At 74.2% G+C, this 19087-nt stretch carries 3 protein-coding genes; all 3 read left to right on the top strand.

Annotated features, from left to right (window positions below):
• Positions 1 to 207 precede the first annotated feature (207 nt).
• Positions 208 to 1302: a cytochrome P450 gene (locus ACZ303_RS27770; RefSeq protein ID WP_467343202.1), complete on the top strand. Its 1095-nt coding sequence runs from the start codon at positions 208 to 210 to the stop codon at positions 1300 to 1302.
• A gap of 117 nt (positions 1303 to 1419) precedes the next feature.
• Positions 1420 to 3018 (top strand): GMC family oxidoreductase, encoded by a 1599-nt coding sequence (locus ACZ303_RS27765; protein ID WP_467343337.1) that lies wholly within the window; start codon positions 1420 to 1422, stop codon positions 3016 to 3018.
• A 90-nt stretch (positions 3019 to 3108) separates the two neighbouring features.
• A partial coding sequence (locus tag ACZ303_RS27760) for a type I polyketide synthase (RefSeq protein ID WP_467343201.1) occupies positions 3109 to 19087 on the top strand: 15979 nt, incomplete at its 3' end.

Genomic DNA, 19087 nt, shown 5'->3' with positions numbered 1-19087 from the left:
GCGTTCCGGCCGTCTCCATACCGTTATTTTCGACGGTATCGAAGGCTTGTGCGCACGCATGGAATGCCTCGGGCCGACATGAAGCCAATCTCTTGGGGGCTGTGGATGACCGGGGTCGCTCCGGCATTATTCTCGACCGTTCGTGAGAACTTCTTCGATCCGCCGGCGGAGACGCGCGCTCTGCGGGAAAGGGAACCGCTCACCCGGATGACATTCGCGAACGGTCATCTCGGCTGGCTCGTCACCGGCTATTCCGCCGCACGCGCCGTGTTGTCCGACCCCCGCTTCAGCGCCCGGGGGGAACTGAAACACCCGCCCGTGCCGCGCGCGCTGACCCTGGAGGAGTCACCGGCCGCGCCGCCGGGAATGTTCATCCAGCACGACGACCCGGAGCACCAGCGCTACCGCAGGCTCCTCACCGGCCAGTTCACCGTCCGCCGGATGCGCCTGCTGACCGAGTGGATCGAGAAGATCACGGAGGACCACCTGGACGGCATGGAGCGGATGGGCCCGCCGGCCGACCTGTTCGAGCACTTCGCCCTGCCGATCCCCTCCCTCGTGATCAGCGAACTCCTCGGCGTGCCCTACGCCGACCGGGAGCGCTTCCAGCACGACACCGCCGTCTGGAGCAGCTACGGCGCCACCACCGAAGAGGTCACCGGCGCCTTCGCCGACCTCGGCGCGTACCTCCACCAGCTCGTCCTCCTCAAGCGCGACCGGCCCGGCGACGACATCCTCAGCGGCCTGGCCCACGGCGACGGCGGCCTCACCGACGAGGAACTCACCTCCATCGCCTTCCTCCTGCTGGTCGCCGGCCACGAGACGACCGCCAACCAGCTCGCCCTCTCCACCTTCGCGCTGCTGCAGAACCCCGAACAGTTCGCCGCGCTGCGCGCCGACCCCTCCCTGACCGAGGGCGCGGTGGAGGAACTGCTGCGCTACCTCAGCATCGTCCACCACGGCCCGACCCGCGCCGCCCTGGAGGACGTCGAGATCGACGGCCGGCTGATCAAGAAGGGCGAGGTCGTCATGGTCTCGCTGGCCGCCGCCAACCGCGACCCCGAGCGCTACGCCGCCCCCGAGGGCCTCGACGTCACCCGCCACGCGGCCGCCCACCTCGCCTTCGGCCACGGCATCCACCAGTGCCTCGGCCAGCAACTGGCCCGCATCGAACTGCGCGTCGGTATCAACGGCCTGCTGCGCCGCTTCCCCGACCTGCGCCTGGCCGTACCGGCCGAAGAGGTGCCGCTCCGGGACGACATGCAGGTCTACGGCGTCCACAGCCTCCCGGTGGCCTGGTAGGGCGCACCGGGCCGAACCACCCGCACCCTCCGGCAAGTCCCCCATGGAACGTCTGAAAGGTCAGGTAAGACCAGCGTGGTAGAGAACCAGCACCTGTCCCGCCGCCGGCTGTTCGGCATGGCCGCCCTGAGCGCCGCCGCCCTCGCCGGTGCCACCACCGTCTCGGTGGCCCCCCGCGCCCAGGCCGCCGGCAAGGCCACCGCCGGCGGCTCGTTCGTACCGGCCGTGGTGATCGGCACCGGCTACGGCGCGGCCGTCTCCGCGCTGCGCCTCGGCGAGGCCGGCGTCCCCACGCTGATGCTGGAGATGGGCCAGCTGTGGAACCGGGCCGGCGCGGACGGCAACGTCTTCAGCGGGATGCTCAAGCCCGACAAGCGCTCCAGCTGGTTCAAGACCCGCACCGAGGCGCCGCTGGGCTCGTTCCTCTGGCTCGACCTGGCCAACCGCGACATCGAGCCCTACGCCGGTGTCCTGGACCGGGTGAACTTCGAGCAGATGTCCGTCTACGTCGGGCGCGGCGTCGGCGGCGGCTCGCTCGTCAACGGCGGCATGGCGGTGACGCCCCGGCGCTCGTACTTCGAGGAGGTGCTGCCCCAGGTCGACGCCGCCGAGATGTACGACCGGTACTTCCCGCGCGCCAACTCCGCGCTCCGCGTCAAGAACATCGACAAGAGCTGGTTCGAGCAGACCGAGTGGTACAAGTTCGCCCGGGTCTCGCGCGATCAGGCGTCGAAGGCGGGCCTCGGCACCACCTTCGTGCCCAACGTCTACGACTGGGACTACATGCGGCGCGAGGCGGACGGCTCCGCGCCCAAGTCCGCGCTGGCCGCCGAGGTCATCTACGGCAACAACCACGGCAAGATGAGCCTCGACAAGACCTACCTGGCCGCCGCCCTCGGCACCGGCAAGGTCACCATCGAGACGATGCACGAGGTCAAGGCGATCCGTCTGCAGAAGGACGGCACGTACGCGCTGACCGTCGAGCAGAAGGACCCCGACGGCAAGGTGCTCGCCTCGAAGGAGATCACCTGCCGCCACCTGTTCCTCGGCGCCGGCAGCCTCGGCTCCACCGAACTGCTGCTGCGCGCCCGCGAGACCGGCGCCCTGCCCGACCTCAGCCCCGAGATCGGCGCCGGCTGGGGCCCCAACGGCAACATCATGACCGCCCGTGCCAACCACGTCTGGAACCCCACCGGCTCCAAGCAGTCGTCGATCCCCGCCCTCGGCATCGACGACTGGGACAACCGCGACGCCCCGGTCTTCGCCGAGATCGCGCCCATGCCGGCGGGCCTGGAGACCTGGGTCAGCCTCTACCTGGCCATCACCAAGAACCCCGAGCGCGGCACGTTCGTCTACGACCGGGCCACGGACCGGGCCAAGCTGCGCTGGACCCGGGAGCAGAACGCGCCCGCCGTCAACGCCGCCAAGTCGCTGTTCGACCGCATCAACAAGGCGAACGGCACGATGTACCGCTACGACCTCTTCGGCAAGCAGCTCAAGGCGTTCGCCGACGACTTCTGTTACCACCCGCTCGGCGGCTGCGTCCTGGGCAAGGCCACCGACAACTACGGCCGGGTCGTCGGCTACAAGAACCTCTACGTCACCGACGGTTCGCTGATCCCCGGTTCCATCGGCGTCAACCCCTTTGTGACGATCACGGCGCTCGCCGAACGCAACATCGAGCGCGTCATCAAACAGGATGTCACCGCCGCGTAAGGCCGGGCATTCCCTGGGCGCGCGCATCACCAGTGTGCGCGCGCCCACCTGCAAATTGGCTGAAGTTCTACGGGTCGATGGAGCACGGTAATGAGCGAGACCGAGTCGGTGTTGTCCGAGTCCGGCAAGATGAGGGAAGACGCCATCGCGGTCGTCGGATCGGCTCACCGGCCTCCCGAGGAATTCCGCGACATGGATGAGGAAATCCTCGCGGAATTTCTCGGACACCCCGTGGAAACAGCCTCGTACGCAGGGCGGTCCGCTGCCGTCCTCTGGGCGGCGCTGGAGGACGCCGGTGCCGCCACCGCGACGCCGGCGGCCCTCCGCACCGCGCTCCACGTCGCGCTGCCGCAGGGCGAAGCGGAATCCTTGGGCGAGAGCCCGCTGCGCCACGCGCTGAGGCTCACGGGTGACGGCCCGGCCGCCGAACTCGGCCACGCGAGCGGCGCGGAGGCGGTCCGGGCCGCATGCGATCGCCTGCGGCGGGGCGACTGCGAACTTGCGGTCGTGGGCGGCCCGGATGTGCGGTTGCGCCTGAGCGGCGCGGAGGTGGACAGGGCTTCCGAGACCGGCGGTCGTGAGCCCGCTGAGTCCGGCAGCCACCGTGCTGTCGAGCCCGGCAGCCCTGAGGCCACCGCGCCCGACAGCCACGGCGTTGCCGGTGCCGCCGGCGCCGAGACCGCCGAGCCCATCGGCTACGGTGCCGTCGTCCTCAAGCCTCTCCGCCAGGCCCTCGCCGACGGCGACCGGGTTCTTGGCGTGCTCCGGCCCGGTGACACCCTGGACACCGCTCAGCCCTACGAACAGGGCGAGCGGTCCGAGTCGGCCGCCGGGCTCCCCGTCTCCGCCGCCCGTGGTCCCCTGCCCTGGATGCTGTCCGCCGCCGGGCCCGACGCGCTGCGCGCACAGGCCCAGCGTCTCCACGCCCACCTCGCCGCCCATCCCGGCCTGGAGGCCGCCGACGTCGGTCACGCCCTGGCCACCCGGCGCCACCGCTTCGCCCACCGCTCCGTCGTCCTGGGCGAGAGCCGCGAGGAGCTCCTGCGCGGCCTCGACGCCCTCGCGCGCGGCGGCGTCGCGCCGAACGTGGTGAGCGGCGCCGCCACCGGCGGCGGCCTCGCGTTCGTCTTCCCCGGCATGGGCGGCCAGTGGCCGCTGATGGCCGTCGAACTCCTCGACGCCAGCCCCGTGTTCCGCGACGCCGTCGCCGACTGCCAGGACGCGCTCGCGCCCTACGTCGACTGGAACCTGACCGACGTGCTGCGCGCCGCCCCCGGCGCCCCGTCGCTCGACACCGCCGACGTCAACCAGCCCGTCATGTTCGCCGTCCAGGTCGCCCTCGCCGAGACCTGGCGCTCGTACGGCGTACGGCCCGACGCCGTGGCCGGCCACAGCGTCGGCGAGATCGCCGCCGCCCACGTCGCGGGCGCCCTCACCCTTCAGGACGCCGCCCTCGTCGCCGCCCGCTGGGGCCAGGCCGAGGCCACCCTCGCCGGGCGCGGCGACATGCTGTCCGTGGCCCTGCCCGCCGCCGAGGTGACCGACCGGCTGGCCCCGTACGGCGACCGGCTCGTCATCGGCGCGTACAACGGCCCCCACTCCACGGTCGTCTCCGGCGACGCCGACGCCCTCGCCGAACTGCTGGCCGAGCTCACCGCCGACGGCGTACGCCACCGCCGGGTGGCCATCGGCCTCGCGGCCCACTCGCCGCACATCGAGGACGTCCGCGACCGCCTCCTGCGCGACCTCGCCGACCTCGCGCCGCGCACCGCCCGCCTGCCGCTGTACTCCTCACTCACCGGCGCCCCCATCGACGGCCGGGACGCCGACGCCGCCCACTGGTACGAGACGCTGCGCCGGCCCGTACTGTTCGAGCAGGTCACGCGCGCCCTCCTCGACGCCGGCCACGACCTGTTCGTCGAGGCCGGCCCGCACCCCACGCTGACCGCCGCCGTCCAGGACACCGCGGCCGCCGCCGGCCACCGGGCCGCCGCCGTGGCCACCCTGCGCCGCGACCGGGGCGGCGAGCAGCGGCTGCGGACGTCGCTGGCCGAGGCGTACGTCCACGGCGCCGACGTCGACTGGGCGCAGGTGTTCGACGCCCCGGCCCCGCGCCACGTACCGCTGCCGACCTACGCCTTCCACCGGCCCGAGGCCACCGGTCTGCCCTTCGGACAGCAGCTGCTCGCGTTCCCCGAGGCCGAACAGGAGCGGTTCGTCGCGGACCTGGTGCGATCCGCGACCGCCGCCCTCCTCGACCTGCCCGGCCCCGCCGCCGTCACCCCCGGCCGTGCCTTCCGCGACCTGGGGCTCGACTCGGTCTCCGCCGTGGAGCTCCGCAACCGGCTCACCGAGGCCACCGGCCTGGCCCTGCCCCACACCGTGGTCTTCGACCACCCCACGCCCGCCGGACTCGTCAGCCGCATCCTCGCCGAAGCCCTCGGGCGCACCGAGCAGACCGACGCCGAGACCGCGGCCCCCGCCGGGGACGACGAGCCCATCGCCATCGTCGCGATGAGCTGCCGCCTGCCCGGCGGCATCGACACCCCCGAGGAGCTGTGGCGGCTCCTGACCGCCGGCGAGGACGCCGTGGCGGCCATCCCGCACGACCGCGGCTGGGACGTCGACGGGCTCTACGACCCCGAACCCGGCCGCCCCGGCGCCTACTACCAGCGCGAGGCCGGCTTCCTCCACGACGTCGCCGGCTTCGACCCCGAGTTCTTCGGGATCTCCCCGCGCGAGGCCCTCGCCATGGACCCCCAGCAGCGCCTGCTGCTGGAGACCGCCTGGGAGGTCCTCGAACGCGCCGGCATCGACCCGCGCACGCTGCACTCCACCCGCACCGGCACGTTCGTCGGCGCCATGACCCAGGACTACGGGCCGCGCCTGTACGAGGCGCCCGAGGACCTCAGCGGCTACCTGCTGACCGGCAACACCGCCAGCGTCGCCTCCGGCCGCCTCTCCTACACCCTCGGCCTCGAAGGCCCCGCCGTCACCGTCGACACCGCCTGCTCCTCCTCGCTGGTCGCCCTGCACCTGGCCGTCCAGGCGCTGCGCGCCGGCGACTGCTCGCTGGCCCTCGCCGGAGGCGCCACCGTCATCCCCTCGGCGGGCATGTTCATCGAGTTCAGCAAGCAGCGCGCCCTCGCCCCCGACGGCCGCTGCAAGGCGTTCTCCGCCGCCGCGGACGGCTTCGGGCTCGCCGAGGGCACCGGCATGCTCCTGCTGGAGAAGCTCTCCGACGCCCGCCGCAACGGACACCCCGTCCTGGCCGTCGTCCGCTCCACCGCCATCAACCAGGACGGCGCCTCCAACGGCCTGACCGCGCCCAGCGGTCCGGCACAGCGGCGCGTCATCCGCCAGGCCCTGGCCGGGGCGGGCCTGACCCCTGCCGACGTCGACGCCGTCGACGCCCACGGCACCGGCACCAGGCTCGGCGACCCCATCGAGGCCCAGGCGCTGCTGGCCACCTACGGCCAGGACCGGCCCGAGGACCGGCCGCTGTGGCTCGGCTCCCTGAAGTCCAGCATCGGCCACACCCAGGCCGCCGCGGGCGTCGCCTCCGTCATCAAGATGGTCCTCGCCCTCCAGCACGGGATCCTCCCCAAGACCCTGCACGCCGACGAGCCCTCGCCGCACGTCGACTGGTCCACCGGCGCCGTACGCCTCCTCGCCGAGCAGGCCCCCTGGCCCGAGACCGGGCGGCCGCGCCGCTCGGGCGTGTCCTCCTTCGGCATCAGCGGCACCAACGCCCACGCCATCCTCGAACAGGCCCCGGACGCACCGGCCGAGGAGATACCCGAGGCCGACGAGCAGGCCACCACCGTGCCCTGGCCGCTGTCCGCCCGCACCCCCGAGGCCCTCACCGCGCAGGCCCGCGCCCTGCTCGCCCACCTCGACGCCCACCCCGGCCTCCGCCCCGCCGACATCGGCCACTCCCTCGCCACCACCCGCACGGCCTTCGAGCACCGCGCCGTCGTCGTCGGCGCCGACCGTACGGAACTCACCGACGCCCTGCGCGCCCTCGCCACCGGCACCGCCACCCCCGCGGCCGTCCAGGGGCAGGCCACCGACGAGCCGCGCGTGGTGTTCGTCTTCCCCGGCCAGGGCTCCCAGTGGGCCGGCATGGCCGTCGAACTCCTCGACTCCTCCGCCGTGTTCCGCGAGCGGCTGCGCGCCTGCGACGCCGCCCTGGCCCCGCACGTCGGCTGGTCCCTGGAGGACGTCCTGCGCGGCGCCCCCGGCGCCCCCGCCCTGGACTCCGCCGACGACGTCGTCCAGCCCGCCCTGTGGGCCGTCATGGTGTCCCTCGCCGAGCTGTGGCGCTCCTTCGGCGTACATCCCGCGGCCGTCGTCGGCCACTCCCAGGGCGAGATCGCCGCCGCCACCGTGGCCGGCGCCCTCGGCCTGGAGGACGGCGCCCGTGTCGTCGCCCTCCGCAGCCGGCTCCTGGGCCGCCTCGCGGGACTCGGCGGCATGGTGTCCGTACCCCTGCCGCTGCCCGACGTCACCGACCGGCTGGCCCCCTGGGGCGACCGCATCGGCATCGCCGCCGTCAACGGGCCCCGCTCCGTCGTCGTCTCCGGCGACGCCGACGCCCTCGACGAACTCCTCGCCGCCTGCGAGGCCGACGGCGTACGCGCCAAGCGCGTGCCCGTCGACTACGCCTCCCACTCCTCCCACGTGGAGATCATCGAGGACGAACTCGCCGCCGCCCTGGCCGGGATCACCCCCCGCGTCCCGGAGATCCCCTTCCACTCCACCGTCACCGGCGACGTGATCGACACCGCCGCCACCGACGCCGCGTACTGGTACACCAACCTGCGCACCACCGTACGGTTCGAGCCCGCCACCCGCGGGCTCATGGAGACCGGCCACCAGGTCTTCATCGAGGTCAGCCCGCACCCGGTGCTCGCCATCGGCCTCCAGGAGACCGCGGAGACGGTCGGCACCACCGCGCACGTCGTCCCCTCCCTGCGCCGCGAGCAGGGCGGCCCCGTCCGCTTCCTGACCTCGCTCGGCGAGGCCCATGTGCGCGGCGTCGACGTCGACTGGTCGCCCGTCCTCGCCGGCCGGCCCGTCCGCACGGTCGACCTGCCCACCTACCCGTTCCAACGGCGCCGCTTCTGGCTCGACTCCGCCGCCCCCGCCACCGGACGCGGCGGCTCCGGCAGCGCGGAGGAGACCCGCTTCTGGGAGGCCGTCGAGACCGAGGACCTGGCGGCCCTGACCGCCGCCCTCGACCTGGGCACCGACCCCTCCGTCGACGACCTCCTCGCCGGCCTCGCCACCTGGCGCCGCCGCGCCGCCGACACCTCCACCGTCGACGGCTGGCGCTACCGCGTCACCTGGCAGCCGCTCCGCCGCGCCACCGCCGCACCGGCCGGGACCTGGCTGCTCGCCGTCCCCGCCGGCCACGCCGACGACGAGCGGATCACCGCTGTCCACCACGCCCTCGCCGCGCGGGGCGCCGACGTCGAACTCCTCACCGTCGACGCCACCGACGACCGCACCACCCTGGCCGCACGCCTCGCGGGCCAGGACACCGGCGCGCTGACCGGCGTGCTGTCCCTGCTCGCCACCGACGGCGGCACCCTCCCCACCCACCGGGTCGCCACCGCCCTGGCCACGACCGTCGCCCTCGTCCAGGCCCTCGGCGACGCCGAGGTGACCGCGCCCCTGTGGTGCGTCACCTCCGGCGCCGTCTCCACCGGCCCCGCCGACCCGCTGCGCGACCCCGCGCAGGCCCAGCTATGGGGCATCGGACGTGTCGTGGGAGCCGAGTACCCGCAGCGCTGGGGCGGCGTCGTCGACCTCCCCGAGACGCTCGACGAACGCACCCTGGCCGCCTTCACCGCCGTTCTCGCCGGCACCGAGGACGAAGTCGCGGTACGCGGCTCCACCACCTTCGGCCGCCGCCTCGTACGGGCCCACGCCACCCCCGCCCGCACCCCGCTGCGGCCGCGCGGCACGGTCCTCGTCACCGGCGGCACCGGCACCCTCGGCGCCCACGTCGCCCGCTGGCTCGCCCACCACGGCGCCGAACACCTCGTCCTGACCAGCCGCAGCGGCCCCGCCGCCGAGGGGGCGGAAGAGCTCCGCGCCGAGCTCGAAGCGCTCGGCACCCGCACCACGATCGCCGCCTGCGACGTCAGCGACCGCGACCAACTGCGCGACCTCCTCGGGTCGCTGCCCGCCGAGCACCCCCTCAGCGGTGTCATCCACACCGCCGGTGTCCTGGACGACGGCGTCCTCGACGCGCTGACCACGGACCGGCTGGAGCGCGTCCTGCGCCCCAAGACCGACGCCGCGCTCCACCTGCACGAGCTCACGGCCTCCGTGGACCTGGACTTCTTCGTCCTCTTCTCCTCGATCTCCGGTGTCGTCGGCAACGGCGGCCAGGGCGGCTACGCCGCCGCCAACGCCTTCCTCGACGCCCTCGCCCACCGGCGCCGCGCCCAGGGCCTGCCCGCCACCGCCGTCGCCTGGGGCTCCTGGGGCTCCGGCCGCATGATGGGCGACCACGCCGAGGCGCACCTCGCCCGCCGCGGCATCCTGCCCATGGCCGCCGAACTCGGCATCCAGGCGCTGCACACCGCCATCGAGCAGAACGACACCGCCGTCACCGTCGCCGACATCGACTGGGACCGCTTCGTCCCCGCCTTCGCCGTCACCGGCACCTACCCCCTCCTCGACGACCTCCCCGAGGCGCGCGCCCTGCTCGCGGCCGGCACCACCCCGGCCGCCCCCGGCGACACCGACGGACCGGCCCTCGAACGGCGCCTCGCCGGACTGGGCCACGCCGAACAGGCCCGCACCGTCCTGGAGCTCGTACGCGCCCAGGCCGCCACCGTCCTCGGCCACGCCGGCGCGGACGCCGTCCAGCCCGGCCGCGCCTTCCGCGAGACGGGCTTCGACTCGCTGACCGCCATCGAGCTGCGCAACCGGCTCGCCGTGGCCACCGGCATGAGCCTGCCCACCACCGTCGTCTTCGACTACCCCAACCCCACGGAACTCGCGCAATACCTGCACGCCCAGGTGTCCGGTACGCCGCAGGACGCCCCGGCCCTCACGGCCGGCACTGTGCGCCCGGCCGACGACGAGCCCATCGCCATCGTCTCCATGAGCTGCCGCTTCCCCGGCGGCGTCCACTCGCCCGAACAGCTCTGGCAGCTCCTCGTGGCCGGTGACGACGCCCTGACCGGCTTCCCCACCGACCGCGGCTGGGATCTGGAAAGCCTCTACGACCCCGACCCCGAACACCGCGGCACCACCTACTCCCGCGAAGGCGGCTTCCTGCACGACGCCGCCGACTTCGACGCCTCCTTCTTCGGCATCAGCCCCCGCGAGGCGCTGGCCATGGACCCCCAGCAGCGGCTGCTCCTGGAGACCTCCTGGGAGGCGTTCGAACGCGCCGGCATCGACCCCACCACGCTCAAGGGCACCCAGGCCGGCGTGTTCATCGGCTCCAACGGCCAGGAATACGCCTGGGGCCTGAACGCCGGAGCCCAGAAGGCCCCCGAGGGCGTCGAGGGCTACCTCCTCACCGGCCGCGCCGCCAGCGTCGTCTCCGGCCGCCTCTCCTACACGTACGGGCTCGAAGGCCCGGCCGTCACCGTCGACACCGCCTGCTCCTCCTCGCTGGTCGCCCTGCACCTCGCGGCGCAGGCCCTGCGACAGGGGGAGTGCTCGCTCGCCCTCGCCGGCGGCGTCACCATCATGGCCAGCCCCGGCATCTTCATCGAGTTCAGCCGCCAGCGCGGCCTGGCGCCCGACGGCCGCTGCAAGGCGTTCGCCGCTGCCGCCGACGGGACCGGCTGGGGCGAAGGCGTCGGCATGCTCCTCCTGGAGCGGCTCTCCGACGCCGAGCGCAACGGCCACCGCGTCCTCGCGGTGGTACGGGGCAGCGCCGTCAACCAGGACGGCGCCTCCAACGGCCTGACCGCCCCCAACGGCCCCTCCCAGCAGCGCGTCATCCGCCAGGCCCTCGCCAACGCCGGCCTCGACGCGGCCGACGTCGACGCCGTCGAGGCGCACGGCACCGGCACCAGGCTCGGCGACCCCATCGAGGCCCAGGCGCTGCTGGCCACCTACGGCCAGGACCGCCCCGAGGGCAGCCCGCTGTGGCTCGGCTCCCTGAAGTCCAACATCGGCCACACCCAGGCCGCCGCCGGTGTCGCCGGCGTCATCAAGACCGTACTGGCCCTCGAACACGGCCTGTTGCCCAAGACCCTGCACGTCGACGAGCCGACCCCGCACGTCGACTGGACGGCCGGCGCCGTCGAACTCCTCACCGAGCCCGTCGCCTGGCCCGCCGACGGCCGCACCCGCCGCGCCGCCGTCTCCGCGTTCGGCGTCAGCGGCACCAACGCCCACGTCATCGTCGAACAGGCACCCGCACCCGAGCCCGCCGAGCCCACCGGGACGACGACCCGGCCGGAACTCCCCGTGCCGTGGGTCCTCTCCGGCCACGACACCCCCGCGCTCCTCGCCCAGGCCCGCCGCCTGAAGTCCCACCTCACCGCCGACCCCGGCCTCCACCCCGCCGACATCGGCCTGTCCCTCGCCACCTCCCGGGCCGCCCTGGAGCGCCGCGCCGCCGTCGTCGGCACCGACCGCGACGGGCTCCTGCGCGGCCTCGACGCCCTGAGCCGCGACGAGACGGCCGCCAACGTGCTGCGCGGCGGCGTCGGCCCCGACGGGCCCGGCCGCCTCGCCCTGCTCTTCTCCGGCCAGGGCAGCCAGCGGCCGGGCATGGGACGCGAGCTGTACGCCGCGTTCCCCGCCTTCGCCGACGCCTTCGACACCGTCTGCGCCCACCTGGACGCCCACCTCGACCGGCCGCTGCGCGACGTGATCCTCGCCGAGGACGCCGAGCCGCTGAACCGGACCGCCTTCACCCAGCCCGCCCTGTTCGCCGTCGAGGTGGCGCTGTTCCGCCTCGTCGAGTCGTGGGGCGTACGACCCGACGCGCTCGCCGGCCACTCGATCGGCGAACTGGCCGCGGCCCACGTGGCCGGAGTCCTCTCCCTCGCCGACGCCGCCGCTCTCGTGACCGCCCGCGGCCGGCTGATGCAGGCGCTGCCCTCCGGCGGCGTGATGGTGGCCGTCCAGGCGACCGAGGACGAGGTCCTGCCGCTGCTGGCCGGACACGAGTCCGAGACCGGCATCGCGGCGGTCAACGGCCCGACGTCGGTGGTCATCTCGGGTGCCGAGGACGCGGTGACGGCGATCGTCGAGCGGCTCGCCTCCGAAGGCCGCAAGACCAAGCTCCTCACGGTCTCGCACGCCTTCCACTCCCCGCTGATGGAGCCGATGCTGGCGGAGTTCCGCACGGTCGCCCAGGACCTGACCTTCTCCGCGCCCACGCTGCCGATCGTCTCGACGCTCACCGGTCGGCTCGTATCGGCGGAGGAACTGTGCGACCCGGAGTACTGGGTGCGCCACGTCCGCCAGGCCGTCCGCTTCACCGACGCCGTCGACACCCTCGCGGCGGACGGCGTCACCACCTTCCTGGAGATCGGCCCCGGCGGCGTCCTGACCGCCATGGCCCAGGAGATCCTCGACGGCGCCGGTGTCACCATCCCGTCGCTGCGCACCGACCGCCCCGAGGACGAGGCCCTCACCACCGCCGTCGCCCACCTCCACGTCCACGGCGTCCCCCTCGACTGGGACGCGGTGTTCACCGGCCGCGCCGCCCACCACGTCGATCTGCCCACCTACGCCTTCCAGCGGCAGCGCTACTGGCTGACGACCCCGCCCGCCGCCGACGCCGCCGCCATCGGCCTCACCGACCCCGGACACCCCATGCTGGGCGCCGCCGTCGCCCTCCCCGACGGCACCACCGTCCTCACCGGCCGGCTCTCCCTGGCCACGCACGCCTGGCTCGCCGACCACGCGGTCTCCGGCGTCGTCATCATCCCCGGCACCGCCTTCGTCGAACTGGCCCTCCGCGCCGGCGAGGAGACGGGCTGCGAGCGCGTCGAGGACCTCACCATCGAGGCCCCGCTCGTCCTCCCCGAGCACGGCGGAGTCCAGCTCCGCCTCACCATAGGCACCCAGGACACCACCGGGCGCCGCACCCTGGAGCTCTTCTCCCGCCCCGAGGACACCCTCGCCCCGGACGAGTGGACCCGCCACGCCGGCGGCACCCTCGCCACCGGCACCCCGCCGGCCGCACCCGGCCACGACCTCACCACCTGGCCGCCCCCCGGCGCCGCACTCGTCCCCACCGACGACCTCTACGACCGGCTCGACGCCCTCGGCTTCGGCTACGGCCCCGCCTTCCGCGGTCTGCGCGCCGCCTGGCGCCAGGGCGACACCGTGTACACCGAGGTGGCCCTGCCCGCCGAACCGGCCGCGGAAGCCGGCTCGTACGCGCTCCACCCCGCCCTCCTCGACGCGGCCCTGCACGCCTCCTGGCTCGGCCTGCTCTCCGGCACCGAGACCGGGCAGGGCCTGCTGCCCTTCGCCTGGGACCGGATCGACCTGAGCGCCACCGGCGCCCGGGACCTGCGCGTCGCCCTCACCCCGGCGGGCACCGACGCCGTGGCGCTGACCGTCGCCGACGGCACCGGGCAGCACGTCGCCTCCGTCGGCTCGCTCGTCCTGCGCCCCGTCGCCGCCGAGCAACTGCGCGGCGCGGCCGCACCCCGCCAGGACTCCCTCTTCCACCTCGACTGGATCACCGCCGAGCCCGGCGCCACCCCCGCCCCCTGGACCGCGCTCGGCACCCTCGCGACCACCGGCGACGGCCACACCGACCTGGCGGCGCTCGCCGAGGCCGTCGACGCGGGCACCCCCGTGCCCGACCACGTCGCGGTCGCCGTGGAGACCCGGCAGGCGGCGTCACCGGCCGACACCGTACGAGCCACGACCCACCACGCGCTGCGGCTCGTACAGCACTGGCTCACCGACGAACGGTTCACCGACTCCCGCCTGGTACTGGTCACCCGGGGCGCCGTCGAGCCCGACGGAGAGGGCCACACGCTCGACGCGGCCCAGGCGGCCGTCTGGGGCCTGGTGCGCTCGGCGCAGTCGGAGAACCCCGGCCGCCTCGTCCTCCTCGATCTCGACCCCGCCGACGAGGCCACCGCCCCCATCGACGCCGCCCTGAGCACCGGCGAGCCGCAGATCGCCGTCCGGGACGGCCGGCTCCTGCTGCCCCGCCTGGCCAAGGCACCCGACCCGGACCCCGCCGGCGCCCACACCTTCCCGGCCGACGGCACCACCCTGATCACCGGCGCCACCGGCACCCTCGGCCGGCTCCTCGCCCGCCACCTGGTCACCGAGCACGGCGCCCGCCACCTGCTGCTCCTCGGCCGCCGCGGCCCCGCCGCCGACGGCGCGGCCGACTTCGCCGCCGAACTCACCGCCCTCGGCGCCGACGTCGTCACCACCGCCTGCGACGTCGCCGACCGCGCCGCACTCGCCGACGTCCTCGCCGCAATCCCGGCGCAGCACCCCCTGACCGCCGTGGTGCACGCGGCGGGCGTGACGGACGACGGCATCGTCCCGGCCCTCACCCCCGAGCGACTCGACCGCGTCCTGCGCCCCAAGGTGGACGCCGCCCTCAACCTCCACGAACTCACCCAGGAGACGGACCTGAGCGCCTTCGTGCTCTTCTCCTCCGTCTCCGCCACCCTCGGCGGCGCCGGCCAGGGCAACTACGCCGCGGCCAACGCCTTCCTGGACGCCCTGGCACAGCAGCGGCGGGCGGCGGGCCTGCCGGCCGTGTCGATGGCCTGGGGCCTGTGGGCCGAGGACAGCGGCATGACCAGCAAGCTCCACTCCGCCGACCTCGCCCGCATCCGCCGCATGGGCCTGGCCGCGATGGCCTCCGGCGACGGCCTCGCCCTCTTCGACGCCGCCTGCGCCAACGCCACCGACGTCCTCTTCCCGCTGCGCCTGGACGGCCCCGGCCTGCGCGCCCAAGCCGCCGACGGAGACGTCCCCGCCCTGCTGCGCGCCCTGGTCAAGGCCCCCGTCCGGCGGGCCCTCGGCCACGGCACCGGCGGCACCGAGGCCCCCGCCTCGTCCCTCGCCCAGCGGCTGGCCGGCCTCACCGCGGCCGAGCAGGACCGCGAACTGCTGGAGCTCGTACGCCGGCAGATCGCCACCGTCCTCGGCCACGGCTCGGCCGAACAGGTCGACGCCGAGCGCGCGTTCAAGGAGCTCGGCTTCGACTCGCTCACCGCCGTCGAACTGCGCAACCTCCTCAACTCCGCCACCGGCACCCGCCTCCCGGCGACCCTGGTCTTCGACCACCCGACCCCCCACGCCCTCGCCCGCTTCCTCCGCACGGAGATCGTGGGCGATGCACCGCTGACCGCGCCCGTCGCGACGGCGCCGACGGGCCTCCCGGCCGACGACGACCCCATCGCCATCGTGGGCATGAGCTGCCGCTACCCGGGCGGCGTACGCTCGCCGGAGGAGCTGTGGCAGCTCATCAGCGAGGGCGGCGACGCCATCGGCGGCTTCCCCACCGACCGCGGCTGGGCCATCGACTCGCTCTACCACCCCGACCCCGACCACCACGGCACCACCTACGCCCGCGAAGGCGGCTTCCTCTACGGGGCCGGCGAGTTCGACCCGGCGTTCTTCGGGATCTCGCCGCGCGAGGCCCTGGCGATGGACCCGCAGCAGCGGCTGCTGCTGGAGACGTCCTGGGAAGCCTTCGAGCGGGCCGGGATCGACCCGGCATCGGTGCGCGGCTCGCGGACGGGCGTGTTCGCCGGCGTGATGTACAACGACTACGGCTCCCGCCTGACGGTCATTCCCGAAGGCTTCGAGGGCTACGTCATGAACGGCAGCGCGGGCAGCATCGCGTCGGGCCGCATCGCGTACACCTTCGGGCTGGAGGGCCCGGCGGTGACGGTCGACACGGCGTGCTCGTCGTCGCTGGTCGCCCTGCACCTCGCGGCGCAGGCGCTGCGACAGGGTGAGTGCGAGATGGCCCTGGTCGGCGGCGTGACCGTCATGTCGACGCCCAACACCTTCATCGAGTTCAGCCGCCAGCGCGGCCTGGCCGTCGACGGCCGCTGCAAGGCGTTCTCCGCCGACGCCGACGGCACCGGCTGGGCCGAGGGGGCGGGCATGCTCCTGGTCGAGCGACTGTCGGACGCCCGGCGCAACGGCCACGAGGTCCTGGCGGTCGTGCGCGGCAGCGCGATCAACCAGGACGGCGCCTCCAACGGTCTGACGGCTCCGAACGGTCCCGCGCAGCAGCGCGTGATCCGCCAGGCGCTGGCGAGCGCCGGTCTGTCGCCGTCGGACGTCGACGCGGTCGAGGCACACGGCACGGGCACGACGCTGGGCGACCCGATCGAGGCCCAGGCGCTGCTGGCGACGTACGGGCAGGAGCGGGACGCGGACCGGCCGCTGTGGCTGGGTTCGCTGAAGTCCAACATCGGTCACACCCAGGCCGCCGCCGGTGTCGCGGGCGTCATCAAGATGGTCATGGCGATGCGGGAAGGCGTCCTGCCCAGGACGCTGCACGCCGACGAGCCCTCACCGCACGTCGACTGGTCGGCGGGCGCCGTACGGCTGCTCAACGAGCCCGTCGAGTGGGTGGAGAACGGGCATCCCCGCCGGGCGGGCGTGTCGTCGTTCGGTGTCAGCGGCACGAACGCGCACGTGGTCCTCGAACAGGGCCCGACGGACGTGCGCGAACCTTCGAGGCCGGACACCGGCTCGATCGTCCCCTGGGTGGTCTCCGCGAAGGACCCGGCGGCACTGCGCGAGCAGGCGGGACGGCTGCGGTCGTACGTGACGGAGCGCCCGGAACTCGCCCTGGCGGACGTCGGCTTCTCGCTGGCGACCTCGCGCGCGGCGCTGGAACACCGCGCCGTGGTCATCGGCTCCGACATCACCGAACTGACCGCCGGCCTGGGCGCCCTCGCCGACGACCGGCAGCCGCCGGGAGTGGTGCGGGGCGAGGCCGGATCCGGCCGCCTGGCGCTGATGTTCTCGGGTCAGGGGAGCCAGCGGCCGGGGATGGGGCGTGAGCTGTACGACGCCTTCCCCGTCTTCGCGGAGGCTTTCGACGCGGTGTGCGGGGAGCTCGACCGGCACCTTGAGGAGTCGGTGCTGGAGGTGATGTTCGGTGAGGATGCCGGGGCGCTGAACGAGACGGGCTTTACGCAGCCTGCGTTGTTCGCTGTCGAGGTTGCTCTGTTCCGTCTGGTGGAGTCGTGGGGTGTGCGGCCGGACTTCCTGGCCGGGCATTCGATTGGTGAGCTGGCCGCCGCGCATGTGGCTGGAGTGTTGTCGTTGGCTGATGCGGCGGCTTTGGTGGCTGCTCGTGGTCGGTTGATGCAGGCGCTGCCGGCCGGTGGTGTGATGGTGGCGGTGCAGGCGACGGAAGAGGAAGTCCTTCCGCTGCTTGAAGGTCATGTGGGCATAGCGGCTGTCAACGGCCCGACCTCGGTGGTTATTTCAGGTGCCGAGGACGCGGTGACGGCCATCGCCGAGCGCCTGGCGGCTGAGGGTCGTAAGACCAAGCGCCTCACGGTCTCCCATGCGTTCCACTCGCCGCTGATGGAGCCGATGCTGGCGGAGTTCCGCACGGTCGCGGAGGGGCTGAACTTCTCCGCCCCCGCGCTGCCGATCGTCTCGACGCTGACCGGCCGACTGGTCTCGGCCGACGAGGTGTGCGACCCGGAGTACTGGGTCCGCCACGTCCGCCAGGCCGTCCGCTTCGCCGACGCCGTCACCACCCTCGCCGCCGAAGGTGCCCGCACCTTCCTGGAGATCGGCCCCGGCGGCGTCCTGACCGCCCTGACCGAGGAGATCCTCGACGGCAACGGCGTCACGGTGCCGTCCCTGCGCACCGACCGGTCCGAGGACACGGCGGTCACCACGGCGCTCGCCCATCTGCACGTACACGGTACGTCCGTCGACTGGCAGGCGTTCTTCGCCGGTACCGGCGCCCGGCGCGTCGACCTTCCCACCTACGCCTTCCAGTACGAGGAGTACTGGCTCGAGGCCCCGGCGCCCACGGGCGACGTGAGCTCGGCCGGTCTCGCGGCCGCGGACCACGCGCTGCTCGGTGCGGCGGTGAGCCTGCCCGACGTCGGCGGTGCGCTGCTGACCGGCCGGCTGTCGACGGCCACGCACCCCTGGCTGGCGGACCACGCGGTGTCCGGAGTGACGCTGGTCCCCGGCACGGCGCTCCTGGAGATGGCGGTACGCGCCGGCGACGAGGTCGGCTGCGGCCGCGTCGACGAACTGACGCTCGCGGCGCCGCTGGCGCTCCCCGAGCGGGGCGCGGTCCAGATCAGGGTGACCATCGGCGAGGCCGACGCGTCGGGCAGCCGCCCGGTGCGGATCTACTCGCGCGCCGAGGACGCGTCCGCGCCGGACGCCCCGTGGACGTGCCACGCCACCGGTGCGCTGTCGGACTCCCAGGACGCCACCGCGACGCCCGACACGGCCGACCTGGCCTCCCAGTGGCCGCCCGCCGGAGCCGCTGCCGTGGACATCGACGGCTGCTACGAGCGGCTGGCGGACGCGGGCTTCGGCTACGGCCCCGTGTTCCAGGGCCTGCGGGGGGTGTGGCGGCGCGGGGAGGAACTCTTCGCCGAGGTCGCCCTGCCCGACGACGCCTCCGTGACCGGTTTCGCGACGCACCCGGCGCTCCTCGACTCGGCGCTGCACGCCCTCGGCCTGGGCGAGCTCCTCGACGACGGGGACGGGCAGAGGCTGCCCTTCGTGTGGACCGGCGTGAGCGTGCACGCCACGGGCGCCGCCTCGCTGCGGGTCCGGCTGGCCGAGGTCGGCCACGACTCCGTGTCCCTGCTGATCGCCGACGGAACCGGTGCCCCGGTCGCCTCCGTCGACGCCCTCACCCTGCGCGCCGTGAGCGCCGAGCAGCTCGCGGCCGCCCAAGGCGCACGGGACGACTCGCTGTACCGGGTGGACTGGGTGTCCCGCGGCGCCGCCTCCGGTGCGGGTGATCTGGAGGTGGGGGAGAGCCTTCCGATTGCGGGGGCCGAGGTTCCCGATGTGGTCGCGGTGTCGCTCGCGTCGGGGGCCGACGACGTACGGGCCGTCGTGGGTCGGGTGTTGG

The organism is Streptomyces sp. NPDC023527, from assembly GCF_055560115.1.
The sequence above is the reverse complement of the archived record's forward strand: the minus strand, read 5'-3'. Positions and strand labels throughout refer to the sequence as shown.

Bases quoted from the DNA above. Each gene is read 5' to 3' on its own strand.
- ACZ303_RS27770 (WP_467343202.1), top strand. From the start codon at position 208: ATGACATTCGCGAACGGTCATCTCGGCTGGCTCGTCACCGGCTATTCC.
- ACZ303_RS27765 (WP_467343337.1), top strand. From the start codon at position 1,420: ATGGCCGCCCTGAGCGCCGCCGCCCTCGCCGGTGCCACCACCGTCTCG.